General features: G+C 68.6%; 16 protein-coding genes. 8 read left to right on the top strand and 8 right to left on the bottom strand.

Annotation, left to right across the window (positions count from 1 at the left end):
• Nucleotides 1-42 precede the first annotated feature (42 nt).
• Nucleotides 43-1,602, bottom strand: coding sequence for a glucose-6-phosphate isomerase (gene pgi, locus ACVN9Z_RS03580; RefSeq protein WP_320564429.1), 1,560 nt, complete (start codon nucleotides 1,600-1,602; stop codon nucleotides 43-45).
• A 7-nt stretch (nucleotides 1,603-1,609) separates the two neighbouring features.
• The gene (locus tag ACVN9Z_RS03575; RefSeq protein ID WP_458213131.1) at nucleotides 1,610-3,034 is read right to left on the bottom strand and encodes a phosphomannomutase/phosphoglucomutase; all 1,425 of its coding nucleotides are present in this window, start codon (nucleotides 3,032-3,034) and stop codon (nucleotides 1,610-1,612) included.
• Between the two features lie 275 nt (nucleotides 3,035-3,309).
• Between ACVN9Z_RS03575 and ACVN9Z_RS03570 the strand changes: the two genes are divergently transcribed.
• From ACVN9Z_RS03570 to ACVN9Z_RS03550, 5 genes are all read left to right on the top strand, one after another.
• The gene (locus ACVN9Z_RS03570; RefSeq protein WP_006385901.1) at nucleotides 3,310-3,933 is read left to right on the top strand and encodes a BPTD_3102 family carboxylase-like protein; all 624 of its coding nucleotides are present in this window, start codon (nucleotides 3,310-3,312) and stop codon (nucleotides 3,931-3,933) included.
• 117 nt (nucleotides 3,934-4,050) lie between these two features.
• Nucleotides 4,051-5,466 carry an FAD-binding oxidoreductase gene (locus ACVN9Z_RS03565; RefSeq protein WP_006385902.1) on the top strand — a complete coding sequence of 472 codons (1,416 nt, stop codon included), beginning with the start codon at nucleotides 4,051-4,053 and terminating at the stop codon, nucleotides 5,464-5,466.
• A gap of 38 nt (nucleotides 5,467-5,504) precedes the next feature.
• On the top strand, nucleotides 5,505-6,218 hold the full coding sequence (locus tag ACVN9Z_RS03560) for a response regulator transcription factor (protein ID WP_006385903.1): 714 nt from the start codon (nucleotides 5,505-5,507) through the stop codon (nucleotides 6,216-6,218).
• Nucleotides 6,215-7,543, top strand: a complete 1,329-nt coding sequence (locus tag ACVN9Z_RS03555; RefSeq protein ID WP_054437825.1) for a sensor histidine kinase — start codon at nucleotides 6,215-6,217, stop codon at nucleotides 7,541-7,543. The genes ACVN9Z_RS03560 and ACVN9Z_RS03555 overlap by 4 nt, the downstream gene beginning before the upstream one ends.
• A 114-nt stretch (nucleotides 7,544-7,657) precedes the next feature.
• The gene (locus ACVN9Z_RS03550; RefSeq protein ID WP_458213130.1) at nucleotides 7,658-8,443 is read left to right on the top strand and encodes a phosphatase PAP2 family protein; all 786 of its coding nucleotides are present in this window, start codon (nucleotides 7,658-7,660) and stop codon (nucleotides 8,441-8,443) included.
• Here ACVN9Z_RS03550 and ACVN9Z_RS03545 read toward each other — a convergent pair.
• From ACVN9Z_RS03545 to ACVN9Z_RS03525, 5 genes are all read right to left on the bottom strand, one after another.
• Nucleotides 8,395-9,678: a TRAP transporter large permease gene (locus ACVN9Z_RS03545; RefSeq protein ID WP_020926314.1), complete on the bottom strand. Its 1,284-nt coding sequence runs from the start codon at nucleotides 9,676-9,678 to the stop codon at nucleotides 8,395-8,397. The genes ACVN9Z_RS03550 and ACVN9Z_RS03545 overlap by 49 nt on opposite strands.
• Nucleotides 9,669-10,232 carry a TRAP transporter small permease gene (locus tag ACVN9Z_RS03540; RefSeq protein ID WP_082391896.1) on the bottom strand — a complete coding sequence of 188 codons (564 nt, stop codon included), beginning with the start codon at nucleotides 10,230-10,232 and terminating at the stop codon, nucleotides 9,669-9,671. Before ACVN9Z_RS03540 ends, ACVN9Z_RS03545 begins: the two co-directional genes overlap by 10 nt.
• A 9-nt stretch (nucleotides 10,233-10,241) precedes the next feature.
• Nucleotides 10,242-11,219 (bottom strand): TRAP transporter substrate-binding protein, encoded by a 978-nt coding sequence (locus ACVN9Z_RS03535; RefSeq protein ID WP_054505272.1) that lies wholly within the window; start codon nucleotides 11,217-11,219, stop codon nucleotides 10,242-10,244.
• 120 nt (nucleotides 11,220-11,339) lie between these two features.
• A complete protein-coding gene (locus tag ACVN9Z_RS03530; RefSeq protein ID WP_200221861.1) occupies nucleotides 11,340-12,221 on the bottom strand; it encodes an SMP-30/gluconolactonase/LRE family protein in 882 nt (293 codons plus the stop codon).
• Between the two features lie 18 nt (nucleotides 12,222-12,239).
• Nucleotides 12,240-13,079 (bottom strand): NAD-dependent epimerase/dehydratase family protein, encoded by an 840-nt coding sequence (locus ACVN9Z_RS03525; RefSeq protein WP_076467000.1) that lies wholly within the window; start codon nucleotides 13,077-13,079, stop codon nucleotides 12,240-12,242.
• Nucleotides 13,080-13,196: 117 nt separating this feature from the next.
• Between ACVN9Z_RS03525 and ACVN9Z_RS03520 the strand changes: the two genes are divergently transcribed.
• The 3 genes from ACVN9Z_RS03520 to ACVN9Z_RS03510 all read left to right on the top strand — a co-directional run bounded on the left by ACVN9Z_RS03520 (nucleotide 13,197) and on the right by ACVN9Z_RS03510 (nucleotide 17,144).
• Nucleotides 13,197-13,925 carry a FadR/GntR family transcriptional regulator gene (locus ACVN9Z_RS03520; protein WP_006385911.1) on the top strand — a complete coding sequence of 243 codons (729 nt, stop codon included), beginning with the start codon at nucleotides 13,197-13,199 and terminating at the stop codon, nucleotides 13,923-13,925.
• A gap of 229 nt (nucleotides 13,926-14,154) precedes the next feature.
• A complete protein-coding gene (locus tag ACVN9Z_RS03515) occupies nucleotides 14,155-16,050 on the top strand; it encodes an LTA synthase family protein (protein ID WP_458213129.1) in 1,896 nt (631 codons plus the stop codon).
• Between the two features lie 179 nt (nucleotides 16,051-16,229).
• A complete protein-coding gene (locus ACVN9Z_RS03510) occupies nucleotides 16,230-17,144 on the top strand; it encodes an acyltransferase (RefSeq protein WP_054437922.1) in 915 nt (304 codons plus the stop codon).
• A gap of 10 nt (nucleotides 17,145-17,154) precedes the next feature.
• Here ACVN9Z_RS03510 and fahA read toward each other — a convergent pair whose 3' ends face one another.
• The gene (gene fahA / locus ACVN9Z_RS03505) at nucleotides 17,155-18,474 is read right to left on the bottom strand and encodes a fumarylacetoacetase (protein WP_020926320.1); all 1,320 of its coding nucleotides are present in this window, start codon (nucleotides 18,472-18,474) and stop codon (nucleotides 17,155-17,157) included.
• Nucleotides 18,475-18,566 lie beyond the last annotated feature (92 nt).

Raw genomic sequence — 18,566 nt, 5'->3', positions numbered from 1 at the left:
TCATGGCGTCCTGTCCATAGCGGCCCCGATGGGGGCGTGAATTCAGTGGCGCCGCGCGATGGCGTCGATCCAGAAACGCGTGGAAGGGTCCTGGGGAGCGGCCTGCTGGGCGGGCGCGTCCAATTCGTGGATGATGTTCTTGGCCAGGGCCTTGCCGAATTCCACGCCCCACTGGTCGAACGGATTGATGCCCCAGATAACGCCCTGGGTAAAGACCTTGTGTTCGTACAACGCCAGCAGCGCGCCCAGTGTGTAGGCCTCCAGGCGCGGCAGCACGATCAGCGAGGACGGCCGCCCGCCCGGGTGGACTTTGTGCTGCGCCAGCAGGCGCGCGCGGGCCGGATCGGATTCGACCTGTGACGTTTCGGCCAGCGCTTCGTCGAACGACTTGCCGCGCAACAGCGCCGCGCGCTGCGCCAGGCAATTGGCGATCAACAGTTCGTGATGGCGCGCATAGGCGTGGTCGGGCTGTTCGCACAGGATGAAGTCGACCGGCGCGCCGGCGGTGTCCTGGTGCAGCCATTGGAAAAAGGTGTGTTGGCAATCGGTGCCCGACATGCCCCAGACGGCAGGGCCTGTCGGCACGCCCACCGGGCTGCCGTCGGCAGTCGCCACCTTGCCGAGCGATTCCATTTCGAGTTGCTGGGCCCAGGGCACGATGTGGTAAAGCCGTGAATCGTAGGGCGAGATGACCAGCGAGTCGAAGCCCAGCACACTGCGGTTGACGACGCCCGCCAACGCCAGTTGCAGCGGCGCGTTCTCGGCCATCGGCGCCTGGCGGAAATGCTCGTCCATGGCGGCGGCGCCGGCCAGCAACTGGTCGAAGGTGTCATTGCCCAGCGCCAGCGCCACCGGCAGGCCGATGGCGGACCACAGCGAATAGCGGCCGCCGACCCAGTCCCAGATCTGGAAAATATGGTCGGGCGAGATGCCCAGATTGAGCGCGGCCTCGACGTTGGCGGTGATCGCCACCACTTGCTTGATCGGATCGGCCACGCCGGCGTCGCGCAGCCAGTTCATGGCGACTTCGGCATTGGCCAGCGGTTCGGTGGTGGTGAAGGACTTGGAGGCGACGATGACCAGCGTGTCGTGAGGATCCAGCCGGCTCATGGCGTCGGCGACCGAATGGGAGTCGACGTTAGAGGCGAAGCGCACGTCGCGACGCGCCCGGCCGTAGCGCAGCGCGCGGGTGATCAAGCGCGGCCCCCAGTCGCTACCGCCGATACCCAGGTGCAGGATGCAGCTGTAGCGGTTGGCGGCGTCGGCATCGCGCACGAATTGGCGCACGCGCTCGCGTTCGGCCAATACGGCGGCGGCAACCATGGCCGGCGGCTGCGGCGCGCGCAGGGCGGTGTGCCAGGCCGGGCGTTGTTCAGTCCAGTTGGCGTCGCCGCCGTCGAACAGCCGCGCGCGCGCGGCATCGAATCCCTGTTGTGCCAGCAAGGCGGCCGCGGCCTCTTGCAGCGCGGGGGAATACGCCTGGGCGCTCAGGTCCAGGCGCAACCCGGGGGCGTTGATCAGGCGCAGTTGCTCGCCGCGCAAGTCGGCGGATTTGGCTGCGGCGGCGAAGCGCCGCCAGGCTGGACTATTGGGCAAAGACATCGGCGATCTAGAAGGGCAGGGTGGCATCGGGCGCCAGTTTAGCCAGTTCCCGCCGGAAATCGCCCTGGATGCGGGCCAATGCCTCGGCGGTCTGCGCTTCGAAGCGCAGCACCACGACTGGCGTCGTGTTGGACGGCCGCGCCAGGCCGAAGCCGTCGGGATACTCGGCGCGCACGCCGTCGATGGTGACCACGCGCGTGGCGCCGGGAAACTGGCCCTGCTCCTGCAGCGCCTGCACCAGCGTGAAGGGCTGGCCTTCCTCCATTTCAAGCTTCAATTCGGGCGTGGACACGTCCTGCGGCAGGGCCTCCAAGGGCGCGCCGGCATCGCTGAAGCGCGATACGATTTCCAGCAGGCGGGCGCCGGTGTACAGGCCGTCGTCAAAGCCGTACCAGCGCTCCTTGAAGAAGATGTGGCCGCTCATCTCGCCGGCCAGCGGCGCGCCGGTTTCGGCCAGCTTGGCCTTGACCAGCGAGTGGCCGGTCTTCCACATCAGCGGCTCGCCGCCCGCGGCTTCGACCGACAGGCCGACGTGGCGGCTGCACTTGACGTCGTAGATGATGGTGGCGCCGGGGTTGCGCTCGAGCACATCGCGGGCGAACAGCACCAGCTGGCGGTCGGGCCAGATGATCTGGCCGGATTTGGTCACCACGCCGAGGCGGTCGCCATCGCCGTCGAAGGCCAGGCCCAGTTCGCAGTCGGTGGTGGCCAGGCAATGGATCAGGTCCTGCAGGTTCTTGGGTTCGGCCGGATCGGGATGGTGGTTGGGGAAGGTGCCATCGACCTCGCAGAACAGCTCCGTGACCTCGCAACCCAGGGCGCGGAACAATTGCGGCGCGATCGCACCCGCCACGCCGTTGCCGCAGTCGACCGCGATCTTCATGGGCCGGGCCAGTTTCACCCCGGATGCGATCCGCGTGATGTAGGCCGCCACCAGGTCCAGTTCGCGCCGCACCCCGGGGCGCGGCGCGGGCGCGTCGGTGCCGCCGTTCATGCGGCGCGCCAGGGCCTGCACGTCTTCGCCATACAGCGCGCGTCCGCCCATCATCATCTTGAAGCCGTTGTACTTGGGCGGATTGTGGCTGCCCGTGATGGCGACGCCGGAGCCGGTGTGCAGCGTGTGCGCGGCGAAATACACCAGGGGCGTGGGAACCTGTCCGATATCGACAGTGTCGACGCCGCCTTCCAGCATGCCTTCCTGCAGCGCCTGCGACAGCATTTCGCTGCTGAGACGGCCATCACGGCCCACCACCAGCGTCTGCACGCCCTGTTCGCGCGCGGTCGCGGCCAGCGCCGCGCCCAGGGCTCGCGCAAAGCGGGCGTCGATCAGGTCGGGGACGGTGCCGCGGATATCATAGGCCTTGAAGACGGCGGCGGGGAATTGCGAGTTGTCGGCCACGACGGCTCCTTGGGTGACGGGTTGCGCTGGCATGCCCCGGCGCCGGACGAGCCGGCCAAAATGGGGCGCAAAATGGGATTATCCCCTATCGGCGCCGGATGCATCATCCCGCCAGTGGCGTAGGGCGTCCAGGGGCTTGCTCCGCGCCCGCCCCAGCCTGGTGCGCCGCGCTGGCGGCGGCGCGCCGTGGCGGTGCGTCGGCATGGGCCCCGAAGCCGGCGTCGGCGGGGGCATGCCGCTGGCATGGAACTTGCTCGCCATCCGAAGGTGATACGCTAGTCAGGCAAGCAGAAAGACCGGAGGGGCCCATGAGAGCCAAAGTATCCACAGTCACGTCATCGGGCGGCGCCAGGCGCAGGCCGCCCACGGACTTCGCCGGCCCGGCGGCCGGACGGGAACGCCGGCTCGACATTCACGTATTCATCTCACCCGAGGGCGAACTGGCGACCGGCCGGGCCTGGGAGCGCTGTGTCTGGCGCGATGCCCGCGTGCTGATCGCCGAATGTCCGGCTCCGCATCTGCCGGCCTCGGTCGAGAGCGCCCTGCGCGCGATCGCGGCCAGCGTGGCGCGGGATCGCGCCTGGCAGGGCATGGGTACGGTGGCCTTTTCGCTGGACGATCGCACCGGGGTGTTCCGCGTGATCCTTGCGGAATCGCGGCCGCGTTCGGGCGCCGCGGTGGCCGACTTCGAACCGGTCGCGGCGCACGCGCTGGAGGTGCGCATCGACGGTTGCGCCGATCGCCATATGCCTTGCACGCACCTGCTGGTCTGCGGCGCCACCCGCGGCGAAGCCTTGCGGCGCGCCTATCGCGCCCTGTCCGAAATGCCGGGTCCGGCCGGCGTCGATCGCGCGTTCCTGATGAACCGCATCGCCTCGCGCGCCTACTGCACCGGCCTGACCGGCACGCGCCTGGACCAGGCCGTGGGCTAGTGTGCTGTTGGACAGCACGCTAGCGCATCCGGCGCGGCCGAGCTGCCTCTACAATAGTCCGCACCTCCCTTGAACAGCGCCCGGGCGCGGCCCGGCGCGCCCCACCGTGCGGCGCCTATGACCTTGCTGAGCGAATTGCAATCCCTCCTGGGCGAGTCCCATGTGCTGACCGGCGCCGATGCCGAGCCGTTCGCGCTGGACTGGCGCCGCCGCTATCGCGGCGTGGCGTTGGCGGTGATCCGTCCCGGTTCGACGCAGGAGGTGGCCGATGCCATCAAGCTGTGCGCGGGCCATGGCGTGCCGGTGGTGCCGCAGGGCGGCAATACCGGCCTCTGTGGCGGCGCCACGCCGGATGGCTCGGGCAGCGCGGTGGTGCTATCGACCGCCCGCCTGAACCGCGTCCGCGCGCTCGATACCGACAACGACACCATCACGGTGGAAGCGGGCTGCATCCTGCAGGCGGTGCAACAGGCCGCGGCCGACGCCGGCCGGCTGTTCCCTCTCAGCCTTGCCGCCGAAGGCAGCTGCACCATCGGCGGCAACCTCGCCACCAACGCCGGCGGCACCCAGGTGCTGCGCTACGGCAACACGCGCGACCTGGCCCTGGGGCTCGAGGTGGTCACCGCCGAGGGCGAGATCTGGAACGGCCTGCGCGGCCTGCGCAAGGACAACACCGGCTACGATCTGCGCGACCTCTATATCGGCAGCGAGGGCACGCTGGGCGTCATCACCGCCGCCACGCTCAAGCTTTTCCCGCGGCCAGTGGCCTCCTGCACCGCGTTGCTGACGCTGGACAGCATAGACAACGCGGTCGAGCTGCTGTCGCGCGCCCGCGCCGGCTTCGGCGCCGCGCTGACCGGCTTCGAATTGATGAGCGGCCATTGCCTGCAGGCCGTGGTGCGGCTGTTCCCGCAGCAGCGCCTGCCGTTCGAAGGCGACTCCGCCGCCTCGCCCTGGTTCGCGTTGCTGGAACTGTCGGACAGCGAAAGCGAAACGCATGCGCGCGAACGCTTCGAGACGGTGCTGGGCGAGGCGATCGAGGCCGGCCTGGTGAACGACGCGGCCATCGCCGCCAACGTCGCGCAGAGCAAGGCCCTGTGGCACCTGCGCGAAAGCATCCCGCTGGCCGAGGCCGAGCTGGGCAAGTCGGTCAAGCACGACGTGTCGATCCCGATTTCCGCCATCGCCGGCTTCGTGCACCACACCAATGCGCTGCTGCAGGCGCGTTTTCCCGGCGTGCGCCACGTGATCTTCGGCCACCTGGGCGATGGCAACCTGCACTACAACGTGGCCAACGCGCCCGGCCAGACCGAGACCGAATTGCTGGCGCTGCAAAGCGACATCTACGGCGTGGTGCATGACAGCGTGCACGCGCACGCCGGTTCCATCAGCGCCGAGCACGGCGTGGGCCAGCTCAAGCGCGACGAACTGCCGCGCTACAAGAGCGCGGTCGAACTGGCCCTGATGCGGCGGATCAAGCGCGCGCTGGATCCGCACGGCCTGATGAACCCGGGCAAGGTGCTGCAGGCCTGACCGGGGCGTTCAACCTTTCTTTCGATGGGGATGCGAATATGGCAGCCAGTCCCGCGGCGGGCGCGAATCAGCGGATCCTGATCGTCGAGGACGATCACATCATCGCCGGCAACCTGTACACCTTCCTGGAAGCCCGCGGATTCCTGCCGGACGTGGCCTATAGCGGCCCCGCCGGCCTGCAGCGCCTGGAGGAACAGCGTTTCGACGCCGTGATCCTGGACATCGGCCTGCCTGGCATGGACGGCCATGCGGTGCTGCACGCGCTGCGCGCCGACAGGCGTCTGCCGGTGCCGGTGCTGGTGTTGACCGCGCGCGACAGCCTGGAAGACAAGCTGGCCGGTTTCTCGCACGGCGCCGACGACTACCTGACCAAGCCGTTCGCGTTGCTGGAAGTCGAGGCCCGCCTGCTCGCGCTGATCCAGCGCGCCAAGGGGTCGACCGTGGACACGGTGCGTGTTTTCGGCGACCTGGCCTACGACACCCGCAGCCGCACGGCGTCGATCGGCGGCAAGCCTGTCCACCTGACGCGCAAGGCGACCCTCATCCTGGAAGCGCTGCTGCGCGACCCGGGGCGGGTGGTCTCGCGCGAGGAACTGGAATCGCAGTTGTGGGGCAGCGAACCGCCGTCTTCCGACGCGCTGCGCAGCCAGGTGCACCTGCTGCGTCGCGCGCTGGCCGACGCCGGCTTCGACGGCATCGAAACCCTGCATGGCACCGGCTGGCGCCTGGTCGCCGACGGGAGCGCCGCATGAGCCGCTTCGCGGGGGGCGGCACCCTCACGCAACGCGTGGTGTGGGCGCTGACCGGCACCGTGGCCTTGTTCGTGACGGCGCTGGCGTTGCTCGCCTACCTGACGTTCGACCAGATGGAGGACGACCTGGTCAACGACATCCTCAATACCGAAATGGACCGCCTGGTGCAGCACGCGCGCACCAGCGACCAGTTCCTGCCGCGCCACGGCGCCCGTGAGCTGGGCGGCTCCATGCGCGCCTGGCTCGGCGCCGACGGCGAGGCCCCGGCCGGCATGCCCGAGGAGATACGCGGCCTGGACAACGGCCTGCACCTGATCGAGCCCGGAGCCTATACCTGGCACGTGATGGTGGCCGAGACCGGCACGGGCAAGGTCTACCTGCTGTACGACGCCACCGACAATGAGGAACGGGTGCACGATTTCGGGTTGATCGTGCTGGGCGTGGGGGCGATCTGCGTGGTGGGCGCGTATGCCCTGTCGCGGCGCGTGGCGGCGGTGGCGGTGGGCCCCTTGCTGGACCTGACCGACCGGCTCTCGACCTGGGCGCCCGGCTCGCCCGACCTGGCGGTGACGCGCGACGACGAGGCCGGCCGGCTGATCGAGGCCTTCAACCGGGTGCAGAACCAGGTCGACCGCTCGATCGCGCGCGAACGCGAGTTCGCCGGCAACCTCAGCCACGAAGTCCGCACCCCGCTGGCGGCGATCCGCTCCGACAGCGAGCTCATGCTGCTGACCCAGGACCTGACCGCGGACCAGCGCCAGCGGCTGACACGGGTCATGGACAACGTCGACGACGTCATCGTCTGTCTTGAAAGCGCGCGCGCCATGGCCCGCGACCAGATGCGTCCGCCGGAGCCGGTCGACCTGGCCGACTGCATGCAAGACGCCTGGCGCGGCTATGAATCCCAGGCCGGCGTGGCCCAGCTGCGTTTCGACAACCGCATCCCGCCCGAGCACATCCGCATTCTGGACCGTTATGCCTTGCTGACGGTGCTGCGCAACCTGGTGCGCAACGCCATCGAACATGCCGCGCCCGCCACGCTGACCGCCAGCCTGGGCGAGGATGGCGTGTTGCAGCTGGGCGACGATGGCAAGGGCATCGACGCCGGCGACCTGCCCTTCCTGTTCCGCCGCTACTACAGCGGGCGGCTGCGGGATTCGGCCGCCGCGGGCCGGGACGAAACCGCGCGTGGCCTGGGGCTGGCCATCGCCAAGCGGGTCTGCGACATGCAGGGCTGGACCTTGACCGTGGATTCTTCCCGCGAAGGCCCCCAACGGGGCACGCGCTTCAGCCTGCGCCTGAACGCGGCGGACGCGACGGCGTAGTCGGGGCGCAACGCCGGGGGCCAGGCTCCCCCCGGTGGGTGGAATTTGACGAATTTTCGACTATCGGCCGCCTAAGCTGTCCGCTTCGGCCGAGCGCCCTCCATCGCGTCCCACATGTCGTCCCTGCCCCCTTCCGCGGCCACCCGGCCGACGCCCGCCGCCTACCTGGCCACGCACGTGCTGGGCGTGACGTTGTTCCTGGCGTGCCTGGCCTGGTGGGCCAATGCGTCGGGGTGGGACCTGGCCATCGCGCGCGCCCTGTTCAACCCGGCGTTGGACGATTTCCCGTTGCACACCAACCGCTGGCTGGAACTGATCGGCCACCGCATGGTGCTGGCCCTGCCGATCGGCATCGGACTGGGGGCCATTGCCGTGGCGGCGGCCAGCTATCGCATTCCCGCCTGGCGCTCCCTGCGCGGGCCGGCGCTGGCGTTGGCATTGACCTGTATGGCGGGGCAGCTGGCCATCACCCAGCTCAAGCACTACACCACGCTGCCGCGGCCCTACGACCTGGACACGCTGGGCGGCTACACCCCCTATCCGCAGTCGTGGTGGACCTGGGATCGTGGCAAGGCCGGCGGCGCGCTGCCCAGCGGCCATGCCGGCGCCGGCTATTCGCTGCTGGCCCTGTATTTCGCCGGCTGGGCCGTCGGGCGGCCGGGTTGGCGCTGGTGGGGGCTGGCGGCGGGCATCGCCGCCGGGCTGGCGTTTTCAGCCGTGCGCATCCTGCAGGGCGCGCACTTCCTCAGCCAGACGCTGTGGTCAGCCGCCCTGATGTGGCTGCTGGCCGCGCTGTTCTTTTGGCCGGTGTTGCACGGGACGGGCGGTCGCCCCGCCTCCGTATCGATTGCTCAATTGAGCAGCAGGCCTGGCAGCCATAGCGAGAACGCCGGCACGTAGGTGACCAGCGCCAGCGCGGCCAGCAACGCGCCGTAGAACGGCCAGATGGTCCGCATCACCGTGCCGACCGAGACCCCGCCGATGGCGCAGCCCACGAACTGGGTGGTGCCCACCGGCGGCGTGTTCAGGCCCAGCGCGCAGTTCAGCAGCATCACCATGCCGAACTGCACCGGCCCCATGCCGTACTGCATGCAGATCGGCAGGAAGATGGGCGTGCAGATCAGGATGGTCGCCGCCATATCCAGGAAAGTGCCCAGCACGAACAGGATGATGTTGACCATCAGGAAGATCGCCCACGGGCTGGTGGAGATCGAGGCCATCAGCGCGCCGGTCTTCTCGGCCACGCCGTAGAAACTGATCAGATAGCCGAAGGTGGCCGAAATACCGATCAGCAGCAACACCACGCCGGTCGTCTTGACCGCCTTGCTGGCGGCGCGCACGAACTGGTCCCAGGTCAGCGAGCGGTAGACGAAGATCGTCAGCGCCAGCGCGTACAGCACGGCCACCGCGGCCGATTCCGTGGCCGTGAAGACACCGCTCAGGATGCCGACGATGATCAGCACCACCACGAACAGCCCCGGCAGGGCGGCCACCAGCGAGCGCGCCACGATGTGCCAGCCGGGGAACGTGCCGGCCGGATAGCCGCGGCTGCGCGCCACGAAATACGCCGCGGCCAGGTTGCACAGCGTCAGGATCAGCGCCGGCACCACGCCGGCCGCGATCAGCGCCGCGATCGACACCTTGCCGCCCGCCGCCAGGGTGTAGATGATGATGTTGTGGCTGGTCGGCATCAGCGCGCCCACCAGCGCCGCGTGGGTGGTGACGTTGACCGCGTAGTCGGCGTGGTAGCCCTCGCGCTTCATCATCGGGATCATCACCGAGCCCATCGCCGAGACGTCCGCCACCGGCGAACCCGACACGCCGCCGAACAGGGTGCAGGCCACCACGTTGGACATGCCCAGGCCGCCGCGCACGTGGCCCACCAGCGACTTGGCGAACGCCACGATGCGGTCGGCGATGCCGCCGTACAGCATCAGCTCGCCGGTGAAGATGAAGAACGGGATGGCGAGGAACGAAAACGCATTCATGCCCGAGGTCATCTGCTGGAAGGCCACCGCCAGCGGCAGGTCCTCGTACATGATCGCGGTGATCGACGACAGCCCGATGGCGAACGCCACCGGCACGCCGATCACCAGGAAGCCCATGAAGGTGAAGGAGAGTAGGGTCAGCGCCATGCCGGTACCACCTTTTGGTTGCGCAACAGGGCGATGACGTGCTCGACCGAGAACAGCGCGATCAGCACGCCGGACAGGGCCGCGGGCACGTACTTCCAGCCGTTGGAAATGCCCAGGTTGGGAATCTTGTAGGCCCACACGGATTCGGCCAGCAGGGCGCAGTTCCACGCCATCAGCGCGCCGAACAGCAGCACCAGCAGGTGGATGAAGATCTTCAGGCGCCGCTGGCCGGCCGCCGGCAAGGCGTCGACCAGCGATTCGAAGCCGATGTGGCCGGCATCGCGCACGCCGACGGCGGCGCCGAGCATGGTGACGTACAGCACCAGCAGCAGCGCCAGGCTCTCGGCCCAGGTGGGGGTGCTGTTCAACACATGGCGGCCGAAGATCTGCAGCGATACCGCGACGATCAGGCAGGCCAGGCCGAACACGCTGGTCCACATGCACAGCCGCGCCAGCCGGGCGCAGCCCCGGGTGTAGGCGTTCAGCGGGGCAGCCAGGGCATGCGCCCGGCCCCCCGCCGCGACATCCGGGTCATTGGTGGAGGTAGCCAACATGTGGATTCCTTATTGGACGGCCTGGATCTTGGCGACCAGGTCTTTCATGTCGGGCGTGGTGACGAAGCGGTCGTACACCGGTTTCATCGCCGCCTGGAACGAGGCCTTGTCCACCTCGACGATCTGCGAGCCGGCCTTCTCGACCACGGCGCGCGACTTCTGCTCACGCTCGTCCCACAGCTTGCGCATGTACGGCACCGACTCGCGCGCGGCCTCGCGCAGGACCTTCTGGTCCTCGGCCGACAGCTTGTCCCACTGGCGCTTGGAAAAGATCAGTATTTCCGGCGTCATGGTGTGCTCGGTCAGCGCGTAGTACTTGGCGACCTCGTAGTGATGCGCGCTTTCGTAGCTGGGGTAGTTGTTCTCGGCCGCGTCCACCAGCCCGGTCTTGAGCGAGGTGTAGACCTCGCCCATCGGCATCGGCGTGGCGTTGCCGCCCATGGCTTCCACCATCGCCACCGACAGGTCCGACTGCTGCACCCGGATCTTCATGCCCTTGGCGTCGGCCAGTGTCTTGATCGGCTTGTTGCGCGTGTACATCGAGCGCGAGCCGCTGTCGTACCAGGCCAGGCCGACGAAGCCGGCCGACTCGCAGGACTTCAGGATCTGTTCGCCGATTTCGCTGTCCAGCACCTTGTGCAGATGCTCTTTCGAGCGGAACAGGAACGGCAGCGATGGCACGCGCGTGGTCTGGCAGATGTTGTGCATGGCGGCGCTGGAGACGCGCGCCATGGCCAGCGCGCCCAGCTTCACCTGTTCGATCGAGTCGTCTTCGTTGCCGAGCGCGCCGCCCGCATACACCTTGACGGTGATGCGGCCGTTGGTGCGCTGCTTGACCAGCTCGCCGAACTGGCGCACGGCCTGCACGGTGGGGTAATCGTCGGGATGGATGTCCGCCGAACGCAGCTCGGCGGCATGGGTGGCGGGAATCAGCGTCAGCAAGGCGGCCGCGGCCAGGATGGCGCGGGTCAGGGTCGGGCGCAACATGTCTACCTCCGGTTGGGAGTACGGCGTTTCGTTGAGGGCCGTTGCGGCCCCGAAGCTCTTCGATGTGTACGGACCTGCTCACTACTCGTGCGTGGGCGCTTGGGGCGCCACGGTCGGGTGCTAACCGGCGCTTGCGGTTTCCTCCAGGCCCCGCGCGCCGGGGCGCAGGATGAAGACGGCGCCGGCGATGGAATCGGGGGCGGCATCGGCGGGGCGGATCGAAGTGACCAGCAGCAGGTCCAGGTCGGGGCCGCCGAACGCGCACATGGCGACGCGGGCGGCCGGCACCTCCAGGCTGCGGTCAAGGCGGCCGTCCGGCGTGTAGCGGTAGATGCGGCCGGCCTCGTTGCCGCAGATCCAGTAGCAGCCGTCGGCGTCGACCGCGGCGCCATCGGGCCGGCCGGCCGGCAGTCTCGGGATGAAGACGCGGCGGTTGCGGAGCGGGCCGCCGTCGATGTCGTAGTCGAAGGCCCACACCACCTGCCGCGACGGGTGCGAGTCGGACAGGTACATGGTCTTGCCGTCCGGACTGAAGGCCAGGCCGTTGGGCACGATCAGGTCGTCGACGATGGCCTCCAGTGCCTCGCCGGGACCGTGCCGGTAGAGCTTGCCGGCGTTGCGCGCCAGGCCCATGTCCATGACCATGGTGCCGGCCAGGAAGCGGCCCTGGCGGTCGCAGCGGCCGTCGTTGAAGCGCATGCCGGGCGCGTCGTGACGCACCGGGGCCAGCGGCCACGGCTGGCAGGCCTGGCCGGCCACCAGCGGCCCGCATTCATACAGGCCGTCCTCCATCGCCAGCAGCCAGCCGTCCCCGCGCGGGGCGATGCAGCCGGCCATCTGCGGCAACGTCCAGTGATCGAGCCGGCCGCTCGCGGGCGTCCAGCGCCACAGCGCGCGGCCGGGGATGTCGGTCCAGTGGAACGCCTGGTCGGCGGCGCGCCACACCGGGCTTTCGCCCACGCCGCAGAGCAGGGTTCCGATGCGTTCAGCGTGGGTCGCCATGATGGGCCGGGGACGAAATCAGCGCGGGGGAAAGGGGAAGGGGCCGGCCTTGACGAAGGCGCCGCCCTGGAAGCGTCCGGCGGGATCGTCGGCGGGCAGGGGCGCTTGCGCCTCGACCTGCGCGCGAAAGGCCTCGGAGGAATCCTTGGGCGCGAAACCCAGCGCGGCGGCGCGGTGGTTGTCCCACCAGCTGTCGCGGTTGGCCGAGGCGCCATAGGCGATCAGGTGACCGACGTTCGGCGTGAACAGCGATCGCACCACCAGGTCGGTCAGGTCGTCGTAGCTGAGCCAGGTGACCATCATGCGGCGATCCTTGGGCTCGGGAAACGACGAGCCGATGCGCAGGCAGACCGTCTCGATGCCGTAGCGGTCGTAGTAGAAGCGCGACAGGTTCTCGCCGTAGGCCTTGCTCAGGCCGTAGTAGCCATCGGGCCGCAACGGCGTGTCGGCGTCCAGCCGCGCGCCCTGTTCATAGAAGCCGATGACGTGGTTGGAGCTGGCGAACACCACGCGCCGCACGCCATGGACGCGGGCGGCTTCGTAGACGTGGTAGACCCCCTGGATATTGGCCGGCAGGATTTCCTCGAAAGAACGCTCCACGGAAACGCCGCCCAGGTGCACAATGGCGTCGGCGCCGCGCACCAGCTCGGAGACGGCGGCGGGGTCGGCCAGGTCGCAGGGCACGACTTCCTCGCCGGGGGCGGCGGGCGCCATGGCCGCGACGTCGGAAACCCGCAGCACGTCGGCGCAGGCCTTCAGGCGCGGTCGCAGTACCCGGCCCAGGTTGCCGGCGGCGCCGGTCAACAATAAGCGATGACAACGGGGGGAGGCAGGCATGCGGTCGACAGCTAGGCTCATGGCGCAACGCTCGTTGGGGTGGACTTGCCTGGTACGTTATCGTACAACTTGTCCAAAGTATAATAAGCACGAATTTTTGCAGTCAAGCGCCACGCAACCGCTTCCGGATAATCCCTGATGAACGCTCCTGTCGATACCCCCGTGCTGCCGCAGCGTCGTCCACGGAACCTGGCGCAAGGCCTGGTGGAAAACATTTCCGAACGCATCCGCGGCGGCGACATCCGCCCCGGCGACAAGCTGCCCACCGAATCCGAGATCATGCGGCAGTTCGGCGTCAGCCGCACCGTGGTGCGCGAAGCGCTGTCGCGGCTGCAGGCCTCGGGCCTGGTCGAAACCCATCATGGCGTGGGCACCTACGCGCTCGAACCCAGCGGTGGCGGCGATTTTCGCGTCGACCCGGCCGACATCGCCACGGTGCGCGATGTGCTGGTGCTGCTGGAACTGCGCATCTGCCTGGAAAGCGAGGCCGCCGGCCTGGCCGCCGTGCGCCGCAGCGAGGCCCAGCTGGCCGAGATGCGCCGCGCGCTGGATGCCTTCAAGGCCGCGCTGGACAGCGGCGGCGACACCATCACGCCGGACTTCCAGTTCCACCTGCTGGTGTCGCAGGCCACCGACAACCGTTATTTCGCCGATCTCATGTCGCACCTGGGTTCGGCCATCATCCCCCGCACCCGCATCAATTCGGCCAAGTTCGCGCACGAGGACCGTGCCGCCTACCTGTCGCGCGTCAACCTGGAGCACGAAGACATCTACAGCGCCATCATGCGCCAGGATGCCGAAGGCGCCCGCGCCGCGATGCGCACCCACCTGAGCAACAGCCGCGAGCGCCTGCGCCGGGTGCAATAGGCCCGCGCGGCCGCCACGCCGAATGCTGAAGAAATGAGATGTCGTACGACATGACAGGGTTGTCATCGGCCTCGTATTCGACATTGCGACTCCACCCGGCGGCGCTGCGGCGCGTCAATCCGCGTTAATCTTGGCCGTTTTCAATCACCGGATGGCAAGGCATGGTTTGGCTCGGTAAGCGTGGCGCGGCAACGGCGCGGGGTTTCGTTGGTAGTCGGAGGGCCGCCGCATGCGCCGGCTGACACTGCGCTTCATCCTGGCCGTGCTGGCGCTGCTGACGCTCAGCCGCCTTGGCCTGTCCTGGTGGATGTGGGACCGGGTCCAGGCGGCCGGCGGCCTGTGGCCGGTGCTGCTGGGCGGCCTGCGCATCGACGTCTGCCTGCTGTCCATGGTGATCGCGCTGCCGGCGGTGTTCTCGCCGTGGCTGGGGCACCGCCCGTGGGCGGCGCGCGTCACCGCCTGGTGGTTCCGCGTCTGGTGGATGCTGTACGTGCTGCTGGAAGTCTCCACGCCGCAGTTCATCGCCGAATACGACACGCGCCCGAACCGCCTGTACTTCATCTACCTGCTCAATCCGAAGGAAGTCGGTTCGATGCTGTGGCAGGGCTACAAGGGCGTGCTGTTCACCGCGCTGGTGGTGCTGCTGGTGGCGGCCTGGCTGGCGGTCAAGCTGTTCCCGGTGCGCGTGCGCGATCCCTTCCTGGCGTGGTGGAAGCGGCCGCTGGCGTCGCTGGCGATCCTGGCGCTGGTGGTGCTGGGCGCGCGCGGCACCCTGGAGCATCGCCCCATCAATCCGGCCAAGGTCGCGTTCAGCTCGGACGCGATGGTCAATTCGCTGGCCCTGAACTCGCTCTACAGCGTGTTCGATGCCGCCTACCGCATGCGCGACGAACGCTCGTCGGCCGCGATGTATCCGAAGATGCCGGTGGACGAGATGAACGCCATCGTGCGCGACAAGGCCGGCCTGACGGGTGCGCCGCTGGATCCGCGCTACCCCAGCCTGCACGAGCAGAAGGCCACGGTGCGCCGCGACAAGCCGCTCAACCTGGTGATCATCCTGCAGGAAAGCCTGGGCGCGCAATATGTCGGCAGCCTGGGCGGCAAGGACTTGACGCCCAACATCGACCGGCTTGGCAAGGAAGGCTGGATGTTCCATCGCGCCTACGCCACCGGCACGCGCTCGGTGCGCGGCATCGAGGCGGTCACCGCGGGCTTCCTGCCCAGCGTGGCCGACGCCGTGGTCAAGCTGCCGCGCTCGCAGACGGGCTTCTTCACGCTGGCGCAGGTGCTGGGCAAGCATGGCTACCGCTCGCGTTTCGTCTATGGCGGCGAGTCGCACTTCGACAACATGCGCGCCTTCTTCCTGGGCAATGGCTTTGACGAGATCGTCGATCGCCCGAAGTTCGAGAACCCGGTGTTCGAAGGCTCGTGGGGCGCGTCCGACGAGGACATGTTCACCCAGGTCGACCGCCTGCTGCGCGCCGACGGCGACAAGCCGGTGTTCACGCTGGCGTTCTCGGTCAGCAACCATTCGCCGTGGGAGTACCCGGCGGGCCGCATCCAGCCGGTGGGCGATCCGGCCAGCGTCGACAACACCGTGCGCTACGCCGACTGGGCGCTGGGCCAGTTCTTCGACAAGGCGCGCAAGGCGCCGTACTGGGACAACACCGTGTTCCTGGTGATCGCGGACCACGATTCCCGCGTCTACGGCTCGATCCCGGTGCCGGTGCGGCACTTCCAGGTCCCGGCCCTGATCCTGGGCGCGGGCATCGCGCCGCGCCAGGACGAGCGCATCGTCAGCCAGATCGACATGGCGCCCACGCTGCTGTCGCTGATCGGACTGGACAACATCAATCCGATGCTGGGCGCCGACCTGACGCAACGCGATCCCAACCGCGCGCTGATGCAGTACGCCGACAACTTCGGCTACCTGCAAGGGGACAAGCTGCTGGTGCTGGAACCGTCCAAGGCGCCGCGCGAATTCCGCTACCGCGCCGCGCCGGTCGGGCAGGACGAGACCTACGATCCGGTTGAACCGGCGGATGACGCCCTGACCAAGGAAGCGCTGGCGCACGCGCTGTGGGCCAGTTGGGTCTATCGCGAAGAAAAATACCGCCTGCCTTGACTTCACCCCGTCCGGGCCTGGGGCCGGTTTGATCCCGCTCAAACCGGCCCCAGGGCAGTCCTCGCACACTCGCGTTCATGACTTTTCCCGATCCGCTGGCCGGCCCGATCCGGCCCCCTGTCGCTGACGCAAGCGACGCGCCCGCGTCCGCCCCGGCCGCGCGCTGGCGCGGTTGGCCCGTGCCGCGCGGCCGCCTGGCCTGGCTGACCGGCGTGTTCAGCACGCTCCTGATCGGCGCCAGCACGCTGTTCTGGTGCTTGCTGCTGTTTCCCATGGCGCTGCTGAAACTGGCGCTGCCGTTCGCGGCGGCCAGGCGCCGCATCGACCCCGTCCTCAACGGCATCGCCACGGCCTGGATCAGCGTCAACACCGCCTGGTTCACGCGCATCCAGCGCGCGCCCTGGGATGTGCGCGGCAATACTGGCCTGCGCTACGCGGACTGGTACCTGGTCAACTGCAATCACCAGTCCTGGGTCGACATCTTCGTGTTGCAGGGCGCGTTGAACCGCCGCATTCCGCTGCTGAAGTTCTTCCTCAAGCAGCAGCTCATCTACGTGCCGGTGATCGGGCTGGCGTGGTGGGCGCTGGATTTTCCCTTCATGAAGCGCCACGGCAAGGCCGACCTGCGCCGCAATCCCGCCCTGGGACGCCAGGACCAGGAAACCGCGCGCCGCGCCTGCCAGAAATTCTCGCTGGTGCCGACCAGCGTGATGGTGTTTGCCGAGGGCACGCGCTTTTCGCCGGCCAAGCGCGACGCGCAGGGAGCCCCGTATCGTCACCTGCTCAAGCCCAAGGCGGGCGGGCTGGCGGTGTCGCTGAACGCGATGGGCACGCGTTTTCGTTCGATGATCGATGTCACCATCGCCTATCCGGCGGGTGTGCCCAGCTTCTGGGACATGGCCTGCGGCCGCATGGGCACGGTGCGGGTGCGCATGCGCCAAGTGCCGGTGCCGCCGGCCTTCTGCGAAGGCGACTACAGCCGCGACAAGGCCTTCCGCACCGAATTCCACCACTGGCTGGGCCGGCAGTGGCAGGCCAAGGATGACGAGATCGAGGCGTTGACGACCGATGCGGCCGCCACGCCCCGATCCTGACGGGCGTCGTTCAGACCCGCGCCGGCAGCACCGTGCCCGAGCATTCGCCGAAACCGATGCGCGGATAGCCCGCCTTGACGCATTCGGCGCGGATGATGACCTGGTCGCCATCCTGCAGGAAGGTGCGCTTCTCGCCCCAGGGCAGCTCGATCGGTTGCTTGCCGCCGTGGTTCAGTTCCAGCAGCGAACCGGCTTCCGACGGTTGCGGGCCCGACAGCGTGCCGGTGCCGAGCATGTCGCCCGGTTGCAGATTGCAGCCGTTCACCGTGTGGTGCGTGATCAGCTGCGCCACGTTCCAGTAGGCATCGCGGAAATTGCTGCGCGACAGGCGGGCCGGCGCCTGCTTGCCGGCGCGCGATTGTTCGGTGGTCAGCAGCACTTCCATCTGCACGTCGTAGGCGCCCTTGGCACGGTTGGCGTCGGAGGCCAGGTACGGCAGCGGCTGCGGCTCGGACGGCCCGCGGTTCCACTGCGTGCGGAACGGCTCCAGCGCTTCCATGGTGACGATCCACGGCGAGATGGTCGAGGCGAAATTCTTGGACAGGAACGGGCCCAGCGGCTGGTATTCCCAGGCCTGGATGTCGCGCGCCGACCAGTCGTTCAGGATGCACAGGCCGAACACGTGCGCATCGGCGTCCGCCAGCTTGATGCGTTCGCCCTGGGCGTTGCCGGTGCCGACGAAGATGCCCAGTTCAAGTTCGTAGTCCAGCCGCGCGCACGGGCCGAACTGCGGCGTCTCGCCTTCGTTGACGGGGCGGGTCTGGCCGACCGGACGCGGGAACTTCTGGTCCACGCCGATGCTGGAGGCGCGGCCGTGGTAGCCGATAGGCACCCACTTGTAGTTCGGCAGCAGGGGATTGTCGGGTCGGAACTGCTTGCCGATGGCGGTGGCGTGATGCACCGAGATGTAGAAGTCGGTGTAGTCGCCGATGCGGGCGGGCGTGGTGTATTCGGCGTCGGCCTGGGCCACCAGCAGCGGCTCGACCGTGGCGCGCAGCGCGGCGCCATCCCGCAGCGCGCGCGAGAGCGCCAGGCGCAGCGCGCTCCAGTGGGCATGGCCCAGGGCCATCAGCGCGTTCAGGCTATCGCCCTGGCAGGCGGCCAGCGCCTCGGCGGCCGCGCCTTCGAAGGGCTTGGCGGCGGCCAGCGCGGCCAGGTCGACGATCTGGTCGCCGATGGCCACGCCGGGGCGGAACGATTCCTGCGAGCCCTTGCGGCGGAACGCGGCGTAGGGCAGGTTCTGCACCGGGAAGTCAGAGGTGCCGGTGTTGGCGCTGGCGATCCAGCTCTTGAGGGACGGGTCGTGGGTTTCGTTGATGGCGGTGGTCATGGGGGAGTGTCTCGTTCAATGTGTTTGTAAGGGCGCGGCGGGCGCCGGAAAAATCCAAAGCCAAACGGCGATGCGCTTGCGCGCATCGCCGT

It is taken from the genome of Achromobacter sp. KK8 (assembly GCF_054188005.1).
Note: the sequence above shows the minus strand (reverse complement) of the source record. Positions and strands in the feature narration are given on the sequence as shown.

Excerpts from the sequence above, each read along its gene's own strand:
- ACVN9Z_RS03550 (WP_458213130.1), top strand. The coding sequence starts at position 7,658 with ATGTCGTCCCTGCCCCCTTCCGCGGCCACCCGGCCGACGCCCGCCGCC.
- fahA (WP_020926320.1), bottom strand. The coding sequence starts at position 18,474 with ATGACCACCGCCATCAACGAAACCCACGACCCGTCCCTCAAGAGCTGG.
- ACVN9Z_RS03535 (WP_054505272.1), bottom strand. The coding sequence starts at position 11,219 with ATGTTGCGCCCGACCCTGACCCGCGCCATCCTGGCCGCGGCCGCCTTG.
- ACVN9Z_RS03570 (WP_006385901.1), top strand. The coding sequence starts at position 3,310 with ATGAGAGCCAAAGTATCCACAGTCACGTCATCGGGCGGCGCCAGGCGC.
- ACVN9Z_RS03530 (WP_200221861.1), bottom strand. The coding sequence starts at position 12,221 with ATGGCGACCCACGCTGAACGCATCGGAACCCTGCTCTGCGGCGTGGGC.
- ACVN9Z_RS03525 (WP_076467000.1), bottom strand. The coding sequence starts at position 13,079 with ATGAGCCTAGCTGTCGACCGCATGCCTGCCTCCCCCCGTTGTCATCGC.
- ACVN9Z_RS03565 (WP_006385902.1), top strand. The coding sequence starts at position 4,051 with ATGACCTTGCTGAGCGAATTGCAATCCCTCCTGGGCGAGTCCCATGTG.
- ACVN9Z_RS03560 (WP_006385903.1), top strand. The coding sequence starts at position 5,505 with ATGGCAGCCAGTCCCGCGGCGGGCGCGAATCAGCGGATCCTGATCGTC.
- ACVN9Z_RS03520 (WP_006385911.1), top strand. The coding sequence starts at position 13,197 with ATGAACGCTCCTGTCGATACCCCCGTGCTGCCGCAGCGTCGTCCACGG.
- ACVN9Z_RS03575 (WP_458213131.1), bottom strand. The coding sequence starts at position 3,034 with ATGCCAGCGCAACCCGTCACCCAAGGAGCCGTCGTGGCCGACAACTCG.
- ACVN9Z_RS03545 (WP_020926314.1), bottom strand. The coding sequence starts at position 9,678 with ATGGCGCTGACCCTACTCTCCTTCACCTTCATGGGCTTCCTGGTGATC.
- pgi (WP_320564429.1), bottom strand. The coding sequence starts at position 1,602 with ATGTCTTTGCCCAATAGTCCAGCCTGGCGGCGCTTCGCCGCCGCAGCC.
- ACVN9Z_RS03540 (WP_082391896.1), bottom strand. The coding sequence starts at position 10,232 with ATGTTGGCTACCTCCACCAATGACCCGGATGTCGCGGCGGGGGGCCGG.
- ACVN9Z_RS03515 (WP_458213129.1), top strand. The coding sequence starts at position 14,155 with ATGCGCCGGCTGACACTGCGCTTCATCCTGGCCGTGCTGGCGCTGCTG.
- ACVN9Z_RS03555 (WP_054437825.1), top strand. The coding sequence starts at position 6,215 with ATGAGCCGCTTCGCGGGGGGCGGCACCCTCACGCAACGCGTGGTGTGG.